The 15,842-nt window shown below is 70.2% G+C and carries 11 protein-coding genes, 1 tRNA gene and 1 pseudogene; 5 read left to right on the forward strand and 8 right to left on the reverse strand.

All coding sequences use genetic code 11. The annotated features are described in order from the left end of the window. Nucleotides 1–37: 37 nt before the first annotated feature. From AB0N14_RS29590 to AB0N14_RS29605, 4 genes and pseudogenes are all read right to left on the reverse strand, one after another. Nucleotides 38–991: an isocyanide synthase family protein gene (locus AB0N14_RS29590; RefSeq protein ID WP_366028760.1), complete on the reverse strand. Its 954-nt coding sequence runs from the start codon at nucleotides 989–991 to the stop codon at nucleotides 38–40. A gap of 153 nt (nucleotides 992–1,144) precedes the next feature. Continuing rightward, nucleotides 1,145–2,334: pseudogene (locus tag AB0N14_RS29595) on the reverse strand (cytochrome P450). A gap of 10 nt (nucleotides 2,335–2,344) precedes the next feature. Then, nucleotides 2,345–4,171, reverse strand: a complete 1,827-nt coding sequence (gene asnB / locus AB0N14_RS29600; RefSeq protein ID WP_366028761.1) for an asparagine synthase (glutamine-hydrolyzing) — start codon at nucleotides 4,169–4,171, stop codon at nucleotides 2,345–2,347. A 16-nt stretch (nucleotides 4,172–4,187) separates the two neighbouring features. Beyond that, complete coding sequence (locus AB0N14_RS29605) at nucleotides 4,188–5,510, reverse strand: MFS transporter (protein WP_366028762.1); 1,323 nt, start codon at nucleotides 5,508–5,510, stop codon at nucleotides 4,188–4,190. A gap of 191 nt (nucleotides 5,511–5,701) precedes the next feature. Between AB0N14_RS29605 and AB0N14_RS29610 the strand changes: the two genes are divergently transcribed. The 3 genes from AB0N14_RS29610 to AB0N14_RS29620 all read left to right on the forward strand — a co-directional run bounded on the left by AB0N14_RS29610 (nucleotide 5,702) and on the right by AB0N14_RS29620 (nucleotide 9,818). Further along, complete coding sequence (locus tag AB0N14_RS29610) at nucleotides 5,702–6,181, forward strand: hypothetical protein (protein ID WP_366028763.1); 480 nt, start codon at nucleotides 5,702–5,704, stop codon at nucleotides 6,179–6,181. Nucleotides 6,182–6,239: 58 nt separating this feature from the next. Next, complete coding sequence (locus tag AB0N14_RS29615) at nucleotides 6,240–7,073, forward strand: transposase family protein (RefSeq protein ID WP_366028764.1); 834 nt, start codon at nucleotides 6,240–6,242, stop codon at nucleotides 7,071–7,073. A 1,032-nt stretch (nucleotides 7,074–8,105) separates the two neighbouring features. Beyond that, nucleotides 8,106–9,818, forward strand: a complete 1,713-nt coding sequence (locus AB0N14_RS29620; protein WP_366028765.1) for a recombinase family protein — start codon at nucleotides 8,106–8,108, stop codon at nucleotides 9,816–9,818. Here AB0N14_RS29620 and AB0N14_RS29625 read toward each other — a convergent pair. From AB0N14_RS29625 to sucC, 4 genes are all read right to left on the reverse strand, one after another. Continuing rightward, nucleotides 9,783–9,867 (reverse strand) — tRNA-Leu (locus AB0N14_RS29625). The genes AB0N14_RS29620 and AB0N14_RS29625 overlap by 36 nt on opposite strands. Nucleotides 9,868–10,087: 220 nt before the next feature. Continuing rightward, nucleotides 10,088–11,629: an aldehyde dehydrogenase family protein gene (locus AB0N14_RS29630; RefSeq protein WP_366028766.1), complete on the reverse strand. Its 1,542-nt coding sequence runs from the start codon at nucleotides 11,627–11,629 to the stop codon at nucleotides 10,088–10,090. 168 nt (nucleotides 11,630–11,797) lie between these two features. Next, nucleotides 11,798–12,682, reverse strand: coding sequence for a succinate--CoA ligase subunit alpha (sucD, locus tag AB0N14_RS29635; RefSeq protein ID WP_366028767.1), 885 nt, complete (start codon nucleotides 12,680–12,682; stop codon nucleotides 11,798–11,800). A gap of 11 nt (nucleotides 12,683–12,693) precedes the next feature. Beyond that, nucleotides 12,694–13,824 carry an ADP-forming succinate--CoA ligase subunit beta gene (sucC, locus tag AB0N14_RS29640; RefSeq protein ID WP_366028769.1) on the reverse strand — a complete coding sequence of 377 codons (1,131 nt, stop codon included), beginning with the start codon at nucleotides 13,822–13,824 and terminating at the stop codon, nucleotides 12,694–12,696. A gap of 177 nt (nucleotides 13,825–14,001) precedes the next feature. Here sucC and AB0N14_RS29645 point away from each other — a divergent pair, with 177 nt between their 5' ends. Together AB0N14_RS29645 and AB0N14_RS29650 are read left to right on the forward strand one after the other, a co-directional pair. Continuing rightward, nucleotides 14,002–15,675 (forward strand): thiamine pyrophosphate-binding protein, encoded by a 1,674-nt coding sequence (locus tag AB0N14_RS29645; RefSeq protein WP_366028770.1) that lies wholly within the window; start codon nucleotides 14,002–14,004, stop codon nucleotides 15,673–15,675. Between the two features lie 12 nt (nucleotides 15,676–15,687). Continuing rightward, nucleotides 15,688–15,842 (forward strand): CoA transferase (locus AB0N14_RS29650; RefSeq protein WP_366028774.1); only part of this gene is annotated, 155 nt, incomplete at its 3' end.

The following is a 15,842-nucleotide window of genomic DNA, read 5'->3' on the forward strand; positions in this document are numbered from 1 at the left end:
CCCCGCTGCCGCCGCAGGCCGCCGGCATCCCGCCGCTTCACGCGGCCGGGGCTTCCTCGAAGTGGCTCGGTCTGCCGTCCTGCACGATCAGGCGGCCCCTGGGGGCGGCTTGCTGGTGGGGCAGGAGGGTCCACGTGCCGTCCCCACGGTGGAGGGCCGTCGAGTGCCAGGGGGTCGTCCAGGCGTCCGGCGCGTCGAGGAGGCGGATGCCGAATTTCGGGGCGCCGGTGGGCTGGGGGTGGATGGAGAGGCGTACGGCGCGGGGGTGGTGTTCGGCGATCAGGGTGCCCCAGGCGCGGCTGCGCTGGATGACGCCGTACGCCCGTTGTCTGCATGCGCGTTGGAGGGCGGAGCGGGTGCCGGTCCAGTCGGCGGTGTCCTCGACGAGGAAGCGGGTGATGCCCCGGTAGAGGGCGAGGGCCTGGTCGTCGCCGCGGACCTCGGCGCGAAGGGCCTCCAGGGTGGGGGCGTAGCGCGCATGGATGTGGGTCCGTTTCGTGTCGTGCGGGAGATCGCCGAGGACGTCGCGCAGGTCGAAGACGGACAGTCTGTCCAGTCCCATCCGGTCTATCTGTATGCGTAGGTCGTCGGCGTAGGCGTCGATGTGCTCGTCGGGAACGCCGATGAGGTCGCCGAAGACGTGGCCGTCGGAGCAGATGATCACGCGGGCACCGGGCGGGTAGACCCGTTCGATCTTGGTGCACAGGGTGTTCAGGAAGGCCAGGGAGAGGCGTTCACCCTGGTCAGGCAGGTGACCGAGGACTTTGGCCGGGTTGGGGGACTTGCACGGGAAGCCGGGCAGAGTGAAGACGACGGGGGCGCCGTCGCGGATGAAGCGGGCGATGCGGCGGACCTGATGAGGGAACGCTTCCACAGGGGCGGGAAGAGGAGCGTGGTCGCGATCGGTCGTGCGGTGGTGGGGCAGGAGCAGGTTCAGGATCTCCTCCCCGATGCGGGTGGGGAGGGCGTCCGACGCGACCGTCAGTGGCATGTCGTTTCTCCGTGAGGACCAGGCAGTACGAGGGCACGTCGGCATGGCGCCGTGGCGGGACATGCAAGCCAGGCGCCGATGCTCGGTGTGTGGGTGGGTCAGCTGGGGCCGGGTCGACTGGTGGGGCGGGACCCGGTCAGTGATACGTCGCTGTCAGAGGCGGCGGTCGTAGTCGGCGGGCAGGTGGTTGGTGCCGCGGCCGAGCACGGCCGGGATCCACTCGATGTCCTCGTCTCTGACGGCCAGGTGCAGGCCGGGCAGCCGGGTGAGCAGGGCACCGAGGGCGATCTGGAGTTCGGTGCGGGCGAGGGCGGCGCCGGGGCAGAAGTGGATGCCGTGGCCGAAGGCGAGGTGGGGGTTGGGGTTGCGGTCGAAGTCCAGGGTGTCCGGGTCGGGGAAGCGGCGCGCGTCGCGGTTGGCGGCGCACAGGGAGACGATCACGGAGTCGCCGGCCGGTACCTTCGTGCCGCGCAGGTCGCTGTCCTGGTCGAAGAAGCGCCAGGTGGTGAGTTCGAAGGCGCTGTCGTAGCGCAGGAGTTCTTCGACGGCGCGGGGCAGCAGGCCGGGGTTGTCGCGCAGGCGGCCCAGTTGGTCGGGGTGGCGAAGCAGGGCGATCAGGGCCGTGCTGATCTGGTTGGTGACCGGCTCCTGGCCCGCGACGAGCAGCTGGAAGATCATCGACTCCAGCTCTTCCTGGGAGAGTTCGTGGCGGTCGCGGGCCACGACGAGGCGGCTGAGCAGGTCGTCGTCCCAGTGATCGCGCTTGTGGGCGACGACGTCGGCGATGTAGCTCTGCAGGCCGTGCAGGCGGGCCTCGTAGAGGGGGCGTCCGGGGTCGGTGGGGCCGACCGGCTGGACGACTTTGCCCCAGTCGCGGTCGAAGCGGGCCGCGAGTTCCTGCGGGAGGCCGATGACTTCGGCGAGGACCTGGAAGGGGAAGTGGGCGGCGAAGCCGGTGACGAGGTCCGCGGGGCCGTGCTCCGGCAGTGCGTCGATGAGGGCGTCGGCCAGTTCCTGGAAGCGGGGGCGGAGCTGCTCGATGCGGCGGGGGGTGAAGGCGTCGGTGACGAAGCGGCGCATCCGGGTGTGCTTGGGCGGGTCCTGGTGGAGGAGGTGCACCTGGAGCCGAGGCGGTCGTCGTTCAGCGCGGCGTGGGCGGCGTCGTAGCCGGTGACGAGCCAGGCTTGGACGCCGCTGGGGAAGAGGACCCGGTGGACGGGGCCAGCCTCGCGCATCTGCTCGTACAGGGGGTAGGGGTTGCTCTTGTAGGGGCAGCCCATCAGCGGCACCGGGTCGGGCAAGGTGTCCGGGGCCGTGACTGGCTGCTGTTCGTGGAGGGTCATGGGGGGCTCCTCAGAGGGCGAGTTCGGGCTGGTAGTGGTCCAGCCAGAGGGCGAGGTCGACGACGCGTTCGAGGCGCAGGCGGTGGCCCCACTCCAGCCGGTCGGGCGGGGTGTCGAGGCAGGGCTTGATGCGGGTCTCGTCGGCCAGGGCGCGGACCTGTTCGGTGGCGAGCACGTCGCGGGCCATCTGCTGCAAACCGCGGTTGTAGTCGGGGTGGTGGGTGGCCGGGTAGTGGTTCTTGGGGCGGTGCAGCACCGAGTCCGGAGCCAGGCCGGCGCCCATCGCGCGCAGCAGGCTCTTCTCCCGTCCGTCGAAGCTTTTCAGCGCCCACGCGGTGGTGAAGGCGTACTCGACGAGCCGGTGGTCGCAGTACGGGACGCGGACCTCCAGGCCCTGCGCCATGCTGAGGCGGTCCTTGCGGTGCAGGAGCTGGCGCAGCCAGCGGGTCAGGGACAGGTGCTGCATCTCGCGTTGGCGGTGTTCGGCGGGCGTCTCGCCTTCCGTGTGCGGTACGGCGGCCAGGGCGGTGCGGTAGGTGTCGTCGCGGAACTCGGCGATGCGCAGGTCGAGTTCGGGGTTCAGTGGCATGGCGGCCTCGTCGCCCGTCACCAGCAACCATGGGAAGGTCTCCGCTGCCAGGGCCTTCGGATTGTGGAACCAGGGGTAACCACCGAAGACCTCGTCGGCCGCCTCGCCGGAGAGGGCGACGGTGGAGTGCCGACGGATCTCGCCGAACAGCAGGTACAGCGACGTATCCATGTCGCCGACACCGATGGGTGAGTCGCGGGCCACGACGACGGCCTTGCGGTGCTCCGGGTCGAGCAGGGCGCGCGGGTCAAGGACGACGGTGCTGTGGTCGGTGCCGATGAAGGCCCCGGCTTCGGTGGCGTAGGGCGTGTCGTGGCCGGTGCGCAGGACGTCGCCGGTGAACTGTTCCGCTTGGTCGCTGTAGTCCACGGCGTAGGAGCGAATCCGGGCGTCCGGGCCTTCGCGCCGGCGCAGTTCGTCGGCGAGCAGGGCGGTCAGGACGGTGGAGTCGATGCCACCGGAGAGCAGGCTGCACAGCGGGACGTCCGCTTCGAGCTGGCTGCGGGCCGCGGCACCGACCAGGGCTCGGGTCCGCTCGATGGCAGTGTCCTGGTCGTCGGTGTGGTCGGTGGCCTCCAGTTGCCAGTAGCGGCGTTCGCGGATGCCGGCCCGGTCCAGGACGAGCACGCCGCCCGGCTCGACTTCCCTGACTCCGGACCAGACGGTCGGGCCGGTGTTGAACAGCAGGCTGTAAGCCTCCCGCAGCCCGTCCGCGTCCACCCGCGGCCGGATCTCCGGATGGGCGAACAGCGCCTTCGGTTCGGAGGCGAAGGCGAGGCCGCCGTCGACAGTGGCCCAGAACAGGGGCTTCACCCCGAGCCGGTCGCGGACCAGGAGCAGCCGCTGGGCGCGTTCGTCCCATACGGCGAAGGCGAACATGCCCTCCAGGTGCTCGGCGACTGCCTCGCCCCACTCGGCGTAGGCGCGCAGCACCACCTCGGTGTCGCTGCGCGTCCGGAACTCGTGGCCGCGGGCGCGCAGTTCGGTGCGCAGTTCGTGGTGGTTGTAGACCTCGCCGCTGTAGCTGAGCACGAGGTCCGGCCGGTCGGGCCGGTCGGTCATGGGCTGTACGCCGCCTTCGAGGTCGATGACGGCCAGTCGGCGGTGGCCGATCGCGGCCCGTTCTCCGAGCCAGACGCCGCCGGCGTCGGGTCCGCGTGGCGTGAGGGTGGCGGTCATGGCCTCGATGACCGGGGCCTGGGTGCGGGCGTCGCCGTGGAAGGACGCCCAGCCGGTGATTCCGCACATGGGGAGGACTCCTCGGTCAGGAACGGTGGGCGGCGGGAGCGTCGCCGGTGGACATCTCTTGCTCGAACACCGGCCTGCGTCCCGGCAGTGCGAGCAGGGGTACGGCGAGACAGGCGGCGGTTGCCGCCAGGGTCAGCCCGGCCGTCACGCCGTCATCGCCTCCGGTCAGGCCCCAGGCGGCGGTGGCCAGGGCCGGGCCGAGGGTGAAGCCGAGGCTGCGGGCCAGCTGTACGGAGGAGCCCACGGTCGCCGTGCGGTCCGGTGGGGCGGCTCCCATGACCAGGGCCTGGGTCGGGCCGCCGTTCAGACCCATGCCGAGGCCGGCCAGCGCCAGCCGCCAGGCCACACCCACCGGTGACCAGTCACCCCCCAGCGGAACGAGGAGGAGCAGACCGGCGGCGGTGAGGGCGGCACCGATGACCGCCACCGGCCGAGCCCCGGTGGGGGTCCCCCCGCGCGAGCGGAGCCGAGCGTGGGGGAGGTCGGCGAGACGACCGCCAACCGGACCAGCCAGCCCCATGCCGAGCGGGAAGGCCAGCACGGTCAGACCGGTCGTGGTGGCGCTGACGCCGTCATCGCGCTGGAGGTGCAGGGCGACGACGTAGTGCATCGCCGCGAACCCGACCGCCAGCGCGAGCACCGCCGTATGCGCCCGGAACAGCCCCGTCGCCCGCAATACGCCGACCACCGGACGGCCGCCCGGCCCCCGCAGCCACCACCACACCGGCGGTACGGCGGCAAGCACGAGCACCAGCGCCCCCGGGCTTCCCGGCGCCAGGGTCAGCGCCAGCAGCAGGGCGGCCACGCCGGAACCCACCAGCACGGCATCCGCCGCCGACCGCCGGTCGGGCAGGCGCAGGCCCCCGTCCCTCGGCATCGCCCTCCACGCCACGACCAGGGCAAACAGACAGAAGGGGATCTTGACCAGGAAGACGGCGCGCCAGCCCAGGTGGTCCAGCAGCAGTCCGCCCACCGCCGGACCGGTCACGGCACCCAGCGGGCCCAGCGTCGCGGGCACGCTCATGGCCCGCCCACGCAGTTCCGGCCGTACCGAACGCAGGGCGAGAACCGGCATCAGCACGAAGAGCACGGCCCCGAACGCACCCTGGGCGAGGCGGGCGGCGATCAGCCAGGACGCCCAGGGTGCGGCGGCCGCCAGCGCGCTGCACAGGGCGAAGCCCGCGGCCGCGACCAGCAGGGCGGAGCGCGTCCCGACCCCGTCCAGCCACCGGCCGACCGGCAACAGCAGAGCAACCACGGGCAGTTGATAACCCAGGACCGCCCACTGGGCGGTCGCGGCCGAGACGTGCAGACCGTCGGCGATGTCCGCCAGGGCCACATTGAGCGTTGTTCAACCTGAATTTGCAGGTCATGGGGCTGGCGTGGGCGGGGGCTGGGGTGCTCGTACCGGTCGTGGGCGTGATCGGTAGCAGGTGATCATCCGGCGCGTTGCCGGTTCGCCGGAATCGCGATGCCGGGTCCGGAGTGCCTCGTAGGCTCCGGCGAGAGCCGGGTGGGAAGGGGCTGCTGGTGGCGGACGTGCTGGTCTGGGTGATGGAGCGAAGGGTCGTGCTGGCCGATCGCGCCGAACGGCTGCGCAAGGAACTCGCCGAGATCGATGCCGAGGTCGCCCGGCTGGAGGCAGCAGAGGTGGTGATCGGGCAGTTCATCGAGGCCGAGCGGAGCGGGCAGACCGACGACCCGGCAGTGGCCGAGGAGTTGGAGCGGGTGACGACGACTCCGGGCGCGGGCGGGATGCTGCTGGTCCCGCACCGCGAGCCGGGTATGGCCCAGAGCGTGCTGCCCGCGGACTATCAGGCGATCATCAAGATCGTGGCCGCGGTCTCGGAGCCGGTCCCGGCCAAGGATGTCAGCGTGCAGCTCGGCAGGGGCACCCAGCCCGGGCAGGTCGAACCGGTACGCGACAAGCTCAGGCGCCTGGCTGACCGGGGCTGGCTGCACCGCACCCCCGCCGGCCGCTTCACCGCCCTGCCGCAGCCGTCCATCTGACCGGCCGCGGACTGATTTCAGCGTAACGCACAGGCCTCCGACGGGAGTTGGGGATTCCATGCGAAAGAACACCAGCCCCGCCGAGGGCACTGACGCGCTTGTCTACCAGTGCCGCCTGCCGCTGTCGAGCGCCACCCTGGACCTTGTCTCCGGTCTGATCCGCGGCCACCTGAAGAAGATCGGCTCGCGCTGGCGCAAGCTCCCGCCCGGCCGGATCGCCCTGATCGTCCTCGCGGTCCTCCGCCACGACCAGCGTCTTTCCGACATGGCAGGCGGCAACGACGTCTCCGCCTCTACCGTGCGCCGCTGGCTGCTGGAAGTGATCGGCCTCCTCGCCGCGCGCGCCCCGCGCCTGGACCGGGCCCTGAAAAAGCTCACCCGATCGGGTGGCGAGGTGGTGCTGCTCGACGGCACCCTGGTCCGCACCCGCAGACGCACCGGGGACGAGAACCGGCCGAACTACTCGGGCAAGCACAAGGCCCATGGCCTGCTGTTCCTCGCGCTGACTGACGAGAAGGGGAACCTGGTCTGGATCTCGGCGGCGCGGCCGGGCCGCTCCAGCGAGGTCACCACCGCCCGGCACAACAAGATCACTGCCAGGCTGCGGCAGGCCGGCCTGGGGGCGCTGGCGGACCTCGGCTTCACCGGCCTGGAGGACGACCTCGATGACCCGGTGATCATCACCGGCCGCAAGGCGACCCGCAGCCACCCCCTCACCGCCGCCCAGAAGGAGGCGAACAAGCTGGTCAGCCGCGAGCGCGCGGCGAACGAGCACGGCTTCGCCGACCTGAAGAACTGGCGGATCCTCACCAAGGTCCGCATGAACGCCCGACACGCGACCATGCTCCTGCGAGCCCTCCTCGTGCTGACGAACGCCGAGGTCCAGCGCTGACGGACGATCACCCACTACCGATCACGCCCACGACCGGCACGAGCACCACGGCCCCCGCCCACGCCAGCCCCATGACCTGCAAATTCAGGTTGAAAACCTCTCATTGGATTTCCCTGTGCCCATGCTCCGTGTCCCCCGCCCAGGACTCGAACCTGCGGCCAAGCGCGGACCACCTACCGGTTTCAGATCGTCGGCCGCGCGCGCAACGGGCCCGCCACGGACCCCGTCCGGTGTCCGTAGCCGCGCCCGGCCAGCGGCACCACCGCAACGGCGTCCGTGCACTGACCGCCCCCGCAGCGCGCCGTCCCCCGGCGGAGTTCGCAACCGAAGACGCCCACACCCACTGACCCGTCAGGTCTATCCAGCACCGATCCAGCAAGGGTGCGGATAACCATGGATGACGACAGGTGACGAGACGTCAGGAAATCCAGCACGGATCCAGCACCGCATACAGTGACAAGGCCAACCCCCGATGAGGCCAGTCCCGCCTGACCTGCGCATTTGCCAAATCGGCACGCCGATGCTACAAGGCCGACTAAACGTTGAACCGGAACTCCACCACGTCCCGTCCTGGGCCGTGTGGCCTCACCTGGGCCCTCTATGTGCGCATCGCCCTCGGCGCGGGTTTCAGCCCACCGAGCCCGCTCCACAGGCCCCCGGTCGGCGCAGGACGACAAATTTGCCGTGCGACATCTCTATAGGGGGATGTGCCAGCACCAACGAGTTCTCCAGCCCCGGCGCCCGACGGCGCATGCCCCCAGCCCCCGCCCGAGCGGCACTCGAACTCGGACAGCCCCAGGAGCATCCACGTGGACCTCCCCCACGAATCACCCGAGGTGACCGAGTCCATCGCCGCCGCCCTCCTGCAGCTCCTTCACACCATGATCGCCCCTCGTGACCGGGCACGCCCCGAAGCCGGAGACACCTAGCGCGGGCAGGCCCGCTGGCTCTTCTCGCCCATTCGAGGTACGACAGACCGCCATATAACACCCGCTACGCGCTTCCCACCTCACCCCACGGGGGTCTCCGCACGTGATCCGTTTCGCCTTCGCCGGACGCTGTTCCACCGAGGACCTTCAAGATCCCGAAACCTCCAGAAACTGGCAGCTCACCCGCGCCCGAGCCCTCATCGAACCCGCAGGAGGCCAGATCGTCACCGAATACTTCGACATCGGCCACAGCCGCTCCCTGCCCTGGCAACGCCGCCCCCGGGCCAACGAACTCCTCAAAGCCCTCCGCAACCCCAACCGCGGATTCGACGCGGTTGTCATCGGGGAGCCGCAACGCACCTTCTACGGCAACCAGTTCGGCAACACCTTCCCCGTCTTCGTCCACTTCCACATCCCCCTCTGGGTCCCGGAGGTCGGCGGCCCCATCGACCCGGACAACGAAGCCCACGACCTCGTCATGTCCGTCTTCGGCGGCATGAGCAAGGGAGAACGCAACCGCATCAAAATCCGGGTACGGACCGCCATGAGCTCCCAAGCCCAGCTCCAGGGCCGCTACCTCGGCGGGCGACCGCCTTACGGCTACCGGATCACCGACGCCGGCACTCATCCCAACCCCGCCAAGGCAGCCACCGGACAGCAACTCCACAAACTCGATCCCGACCCCGCCACAGCACCCGTCGTGCTGCGCATCTTCACCCTGTACGTCGACGGCATGAGCGACGAGGCCATCGCCCTCCGGCTCAACCACGACGGCATCCCCTGCCCCTCCGCCCACGACGCCGCCCGCAACCCGCACCGCACGAAGAGGGCATGGCAGGCCGGTGCGGTCAGACCGATCCTGCGCAACCCTCGCTACACCGGCCACGAGGTCTGGAACAAACAGCGCAAGGAAGAACGCCTCCTCGACATCGACGACGTCACTCTCGGCCACCGCACTGCCATGACCCACAACCCCAGCGACGAGTGGATCTGGTCCAACGAACCCGCACACGACCCGCTCATCACCACCGAACTCTTCGAAGCCGCCCAGCGGGCCCGCCAACAGCGCGCCCGCGCCTACCAGCGGCAGGAACGCCCCAACCGGCGAAGCGGCCGGCGGCCCTACGTCCTGCGAGGACGGCTGAAGTGCACTCTGTGCGGACGCAAGATGCAGCCCTCTTCGATCCGTGACCGCGTCTACTACCGATGCGAGTACAAGGAACAGGAAGCAGCCCTCTACCCCGGCCTCGACCACCCCCGCACCATCAACCTGCGCGAAGACATCATCTGCCGGGCACTGGATGCATGGATCGCCCGCGCCTTCGCCCCCAAGCGGCTCACCGCCACCATCACCGCACTCAGCCAGGCCAGCATTGCGGCAAGCACCGCGCAGCCCCAAACCCCCGAGCAGGCCCGAGCCCGCCAAGCTCTCAAGGAATGCGAGCGGCGTCTTGCCCGCTATCAGGCCGCCCTCGACTCCAGAGCCGACCCAGCCGTCGTCACCCAGTGGATCAACGACGCACAACGAGACAGGGAAGCGGCACAGAAGAAGCTCGACGCACTGCCCAGCGTCACCCGGAAGAAGGAACCACCCCTCACCGCCGATCAGATCCGGGCGATTACTGAGAGACTCGGAGACATCGCTCAACGTATCCAAGCCGCCGACGCTGACAAGAAGGAGGCCCTCTACGAGGCACTCGGCATCACGATCACCTACGACAACGCAACGAGGACCGCGACCGTTAGGTCGAGGCCCTCGCTTGCGTATCGTTATAAGGAGTGTCCGAGGGGGGACTTGAACCCCCACGCCCGATAAAGGGCACTAGCACCTCAAGCTAGCGCGTCTGCCATTCCGCCACCCGGACGAGGTGTCCGCCGCCTTACCGGGGCTGGCCCCCGCGGCGACAGGGACAACAATACCAAGGTTTCGGAGTGCCCTTCACCTGCGTTTCCCCGCGGCAGCCGTCGCCCCCGGCCACGTTCTTCCTCCGCCACGAGGCGTCGCACGGTGGGTGTCGCCGACCGGTCGGCCGACGAGTCATCGCCGGGGGCGCCCGTCGTGTGCGGACGCCACCCGGGCGTCCGTCACGGCATGAGCTGGTACTCGGGGAAGTTGCCCGGCAGCCGCTCCCCCGCCGGGCCCTGGGTCACCGCGCGGACCAGGAGTTCGCCGCCCACGAACGCACCCCGCCAGGACGCCCCGAAGCCGCCGAACAGCTCGTCGCGGTCGCCACGGGAACGGGGCTTGCCGTGGCCGGTCTTGAAGGCGCGGATCTGCGGGGCCAGCCGGTCGAAGGTCGCCCGGTCGTCGGTGCAGAGCGTGGCGACCAGGGCGCCGTTGGACGCGTTCATCGCGGCCAGCAGCTCCGCCTCCGTGTCGACCAGGACGATCGTGTCGACCGGGCCGAACGGCTCCGCGTGGTGCAGCGGTGAGGAACGGGGCGGATTGAGCAGTGTCACCGCCTGGACGTAGGCCGAGGTGTCCTGGCCGGGCAGGAAGCGCGCGTCGGCCGCCTTGCCGCGGTGCAGCGGGATCGCGCCGCGGTCGATGGCCTCGGCGACCTGGTCGGTCAGCTCCTTGGCCTTGGCGGCGTTGATCAACGGGCCGAAGTCCAGCTCGGGGTGGGGGTCGCCGGGGTGCTCGACCGCGAGCGGGTGGCCGACCCGGAGTGTGCGGACGGCCGGCAGGTAGGCCGCGAGGAAGGAGTCGAACAGGTCACGCTGGACGACGAAGCGCGGATACGCGGTGCAGCGCTGCTTGCCGTAGTCGAAGAGCTTGGGGATGACGGCCGTGAGCGCGTCCCAGTCCGAGTAGTTCCAGATGCCCCAGGTGTTGAGTCCCTCCTGTTCCAGGATGTGCCGCTTGCCGAGGTCGGCGACGGCCGTGGCCACCGCGGCGCCCGTGTCTCGGCCGCCGACGAAGGAGACGCAGCCGATCTCGGGCCCCCGCACCAGCGCCTCGGACAGCTCGCCCCCGCTGCCGCTGACGAGGGTGATGGGGACCCCCTCGCGGGCGGCGAGCGCGCAGGCCAGGGTGAGGCAGGCGACACCGCCGTCGGTCGGGGTCTTGGCGATCACCGCGTTGCCCGCCAGTGCCTGTACCAGCATCGCGTGGACGAGCACGCTCATCGGATAGTTCCAGCTCGCGATGTTGGAGACCGGACCGTCCAGCGGAGCCCGGCCGCCTATCACCTCTTCGATTCCGTCGACGTACCAGCGCACACCGTCGAGCGCCCGATCCACATCGGCCTGCGCGAGCCGCCACGGCTTGCCGATCTCCCAGACGAGGAGGAGGGCGAGCAGTTCCCGGTGTTCGGTCAGGGCGTCGAGGGTGGCGGCGATCCGGGCCCGGCGTTCGGGCAGGGGCGTGTGCCTCCAGGCGCGGTGCTGGTCCAGCGCCGCACGCACGGCGCGCCGGGCGGTGTCCCGGCCGACGCGTGGCGGGCCCGCGATGGGACTGCCGTCGACGGGGCTGGTGGCGGACAGGGCCCGGCCGTCCGGCTGCCAGGTGGAGTTCCAGAGGTTGAGGACACGGTCGTCCCGGAACGCCTCGGGGGCGACGGCGAGAGCGCGCCGCCAGGCGTCGGACCAGGACGCGCCGGATTTGAGGGTGAGCGTGGGTGCCATGAATGAGCTCCGCTCTCGGTGCACGGGCGAGAGGAACAGGGCACGTCCCGCGCACGGCTCGCACTGCCGTGCGCGGGACGTCGTACGTCGAGCATCCTGCGTCGTTCGGGGGGAGCCGGTGGCGCCGTGTGTCGCGCGACGGTCACCTTCCGTCCACTATGGGTGAGGTCAGGCCTGGTCTGCCAGTGCGCCGAGTGCCAATCGTGCCGTTTCGGCCGGTGTGCCGCCCACTTTCACGCCGACCGCCTCCAGCGCCTCCCGCTTCGCGCGCGCGGTGCCGGACGAGCCGGAGACGATGGCGCCGGCGTGTCCCATGGTCCTGCCCTCGGGCGCGGTGAAGCCGGCGATGTAGCCGACCACGGGCTTGGTGACGTGGTCGTGGATGTAGGCGGCGGCCCGCTCCTCCGCGTCGCCGCCGATCTCACCGATCATCACGATCAGCTCGGTGTCCGGGTCCGCCTCGAAGGCGGTCAGGCAGTCGATGTGGCTCGTGCCGACGACGGGGTCGCCGCCGATGCCGACGCACGTGGAGAAGCCGATGTCCCGCAGCTCGTACATGAGCTGGTAGGTGAGCGTGCCGGACTTGGAGACCAGGCCGATCCGGCCGGGCTTGGTGATGTCGGCGGGGATGATGCCCGCGTTGGACTGTCCTGGGGTGATCAGACCGGGGCAGTTGGGGCCGATGATCCGGGTGCCCCTGGACTTCGCGTACGAGGTGAAGGCGACGGAATCGTGGACCGGGATGCCCTCGGTGATGACCACCGCGAGGCCGATGCCGGCGTCCGTGGCCTCCAGGACGGCCGCCTTGGCGAACGCGGGCGGGACGAAGACGACGGTGACGTCGGCCCCGGTCGCGTCCATGCCCTCGCGGACGGAGCCGAAGACGGGGACGGCACGGTTGTCGAAGTCGACGCTGTGGCCCGCCTTGCGCGGGTTGACGCCGCCGACGACGTTCGTGCCGGCCGCGAGCATGCGGCGGGTGTGCTTCATGCCCTCGCCGCCGGTCATGCCCTGGACGAGGACCTTGCTGTCCTTGGTCAGGAAGATCGCCATGTCCGGTCTCCTCAAGCTGTCCGGGCGAGTTGGGCGGCACGTCGGGCGGCGCCGTCCATGGTGGTGGCCTGCTGCACGAGGGGATGCGCGCGCTCGTCGAGGATCGCGCGGCCCCGAGCCGCGTTGTTGCCGTCGAGGCGCACGACCAGCGGCCTGGTCAGCTCTACGGTGTCCAGGGCCCGCACGATGCCCTCGGCGACCGTGTCGCATGCGGTGATCCCGCCGAAGACGTTGACGAGGACCGCTTTGACGGCCGGGTCGGACAGGATGACGGACAGTCCATCGGCCATGATCCGGGCGGAGGCTCCGCCGCCGATGTCGAGGAAGTCGGCGGGGCGCGCGCCGCAGCCGGCGACCACGTCCAGCGTCGACATGACGAGGCCCGCGCCGTTGCCGATGACGCCGACCTCGCCGTCCAGCTTGACGTAGTTCAGGCCCCGCGCCGCGGCGGCCGCCTCCAGTGGGTCGCGGTGCTCGGCCTCGTCGGAGCCCCAACGCTCCTGGCGGAAGCGGGCGTTGTCATCGAGGGTGACCTTGCCGTCGAGGGCGACGATCCGGCCCTGCCGGGTGCGCACGAGGGGGTTGACCTCGACGAGGAGGGCATCCTCGCGGACGAGTACCTGCCAGAGCCGTACGAGGACGTCGACGCTCTGCTGCGGCAGCCCGGCCGCACGGGCGATCTCGGCCGCCTTCGCGGAGGTGACACCCTCGGCCGGGTCGACGGGCACACGCGCCACCGCTTCGGGCCTGGTCGCGGCGACCTCCTCGATCTCCATGCCGCCTTCCGCGGAGGCGATGGCGAGGAAGCGGCCGGCCGCGCGGTCGAGGACGTAGGAGACGTAGAACTCCGCCTCGACGTCCATGGGCTCGGCCAGCATCACGGTGCCCACCGTGTGCCCCTTGATGTCCATGCCGAGGATCCGGCGTGCCGTCAGTTCCGCCTCTGCGGGATCCGCAGCAAGGCTCACCCCGCCCGCCTTTCCCCGCCCGCCCGTCTTCACCTGCGCCTTGACGACGGCCCGTCCGCCCAGCCTGCGGGCGATCTCACGCGCCTCCTTGGGTGAGTCCGTGACCTCGGCCCTCGGCACCACGATTCCGTGATCCTCGAAGAGTTGCCTTGCCTGGTGTTCGTACAGGTCCATCCCGGCTCCTGTCTGCTGAGTCGTCTGGAGGCGTCCCCCAGACCCCCGAAAAGTGCCGCACGCCCCCTGGACACCACCCACCGGATGCGGGATAACAAGCTTCATACAGTATTCGTCGACTGTATGCAATGTACCGCGAGGGCCGTTCCACCCCTTACGAAGGGACAGGACTTCGTCATGCCCGACGACACCCAGGACGTCATCTCCGGTGGTCATCTCGTAGCCAAGGCACTGAAGGCCGAGGGCGTCGACCGTATCTACACCCTGTGCGGCGGCCACATCATCGACATCTACGACGGCTGCGTAGACGAGGGCATAGAAGTCGTCGACGTACGCCACGAGCAGGTCGCCGCCCACGCGGCCGACGGCTACGCACGCATCACTGGAAAGCCCGGCTGCGCGGTCGTCACGGCGGGTCCCGGTACGACCGACGCCGTCACCGGTGTCGCCAACGCCTTCCGCGCGGAGTCGCCGATGCTGCTGATCGGCGGTCAGGGAGCGCTGGCACAGCACAAGATGGGGTCTCTGCAGGACCTGCCACACGTCGACATGATGGCGCCCATCACCAAGTTCGCGGCGACCGTTCCGGACACGGCACGCGCCGCGGACATGGTGGCGATGGCGTTCCGCGAGTGCTACCACGGTGCGCCCGGTCCCTCCTTCCTGGAGATCCCGCGCGACGTCCTCGACGCCACGGTCCCGCTCGACAAGGCCCGCGTCCCGCATGCAGGCCGCTACCGCGCCTCGACCCGCTCCGCCGGCGATCCGGAGGCGATCGAAAAGCTCGCCGACTTGCTCGTGCACGCCGAGAAGCCGGCGATCCTGCTGGGCAGCCAGGTGTGGACGACCCGCGGCACCGAGGCGGCCGTCGAGCTGGTACGCACTCTGAACATCCCCGCGTTCATGAACGGCGCCGGCCGCGGCACCCTCCCGCCCGGCGACCCGCACCACTTCCAGCTCTCCCGCCGTTACGCCTTCTCGGGCGCCGACCTCATCGTGATCGTGGGCACCCCCTTCGACTTCCGCATGGGCTACGGCAAGCGGCTCTCCCCCGACGCGACCGTCGTCCAGATCGATCTCGACTACCGGACCGTCGGCAAGAACCGCGACATAGACCTCGGCATCGTCGGCGACGCTGAACTGGTCCTGAAGTCGGTCACGGAGGCGGCGTCGGGACGCGTCAACGGTGGCGCCGCCCAGCGCAAGGCGTGGCTCGACGAGCTGCGTACCGCCGAGCAGACCGCGATCGAGAAGCGGCTGCCACACCTGAAGTCGGACGCCTCGCCGATCCATCCGTACCGTCTGGTCAGCGAGATCAACGACTTCCTCACCGAGGACTCCATCTACATCGGCGACGGGGGCGACATCGTCACCTTCTCCGGTCAGGTCATCCAGCCCGAGTCCCCCGGGCACTGGATGGACCCGGGCCCGCTCGGCACGCTCGGCGTCGGCATCCCCTTCGTGCTCGCGGCCAAGCAGGCACGGCCCGACAAGGAGGTCGTCGCCCTCTTCGGCGACGGCGCCTTCTCGCTGACCGGCTGGGACTTCGAGACCCTCGTCCGCTACGACCTCCCCTTCGTCGGCATCGTCGGCAACAACTCCTCGATGAACCAGATCCGTTACGGCCAGGCCGCCAAGTACGGCAAGGAACGCGAACGGGTCGGCAACACGCTCGGCGACGTCCACTACGCCCAGATGCTGGGCGGTTACGGCGAGGAGGTCCGCGACCCCGCCGACATCGGCCCCGCACTGCGGCGCGCCCGCGAGTCCGGGAAGCCCTCGCTGATCAACGTCTGGGTCGACCCGGACGCGTACGCCCCCGGAACCATGAACCAGACCATGTACAAGTGAGGAGCGCTTGGCATGACACACACCCCGACCAGGGCTCTCGACGGCATCCGCGTCCTCGACATGACGCACGTCCAGTCCGGGCCCTCCGCGACCCAGTTGCTCGCCTGGCTCGGAGCCGACGTCATCAAGCTGGAGGCGCCGACCGGTGACATCACGCGGGGGCAGCT

Source organism: Streptomyces sp. NPDC051104 (assembly GCF_040682835.1).
Classification (GTDB): Bacteria; Actinomycetota; Actinomycetes; order Streptomycetales; family Streptomycetaceae; genus Streptomyces; species Streptomyces cynarae.

What these genes read in the sequence shown, in the direction of transcription:
- AB0N14_RS29590 (WP_366028760.1), bottom strand. Translation starts at nt 991, where the DNA reads ATGCCACTGACGGTCGCGTCGGACGCCCTCCCCACCCGCATCGGGGAG.
- asnB (WP_366028761.1), bottom strand. Translation starts at nt 4,171, where the DNA reads ATGTGCGGAATCACCGGCTGGGCGTCCTTCCACGGCGACGCCCGCACC.
- AB0N14_RS29615 (WP_366028764.1), top strand. Translation starts at nt 6,240, where the DNA reads ATGCGAAAGAACACCAGCCCCGCCGAGGGCACTGACGCGCTTGTCTAC.
- AB0N14_RS29630 (WP_366028766.1), bottom strand. Translation starts at nt 11,629, where the DNA reads ATGGCACCCACGCTCACCCTCAAATCCGGCGCGTCCTGGTCCGACGCC.
- sucD (WP_366028767.1), bottom strand. Translation starts at nt 12,682, where the DNA reads ATGGCGATCTTCCTGACCAAGGACAGCAAGGTCCTCGTCCAGGGCATG.
- sucC (WP_366028769.1), bottom strand. Translation starts at nt 13,824, where the DNA reads ATGGACCTGTACGAACACCAGGCAAGGCAACTCTTCGAGGATCACGGA.
- AB0N14_RS29645 (WP_366028770.1), top strand. Translation starts at nt 14,002, where the DNA reads ATGCCCGACGACACCCAGGACGTCATCTCCGGTGGTCATCTCGTAGCC.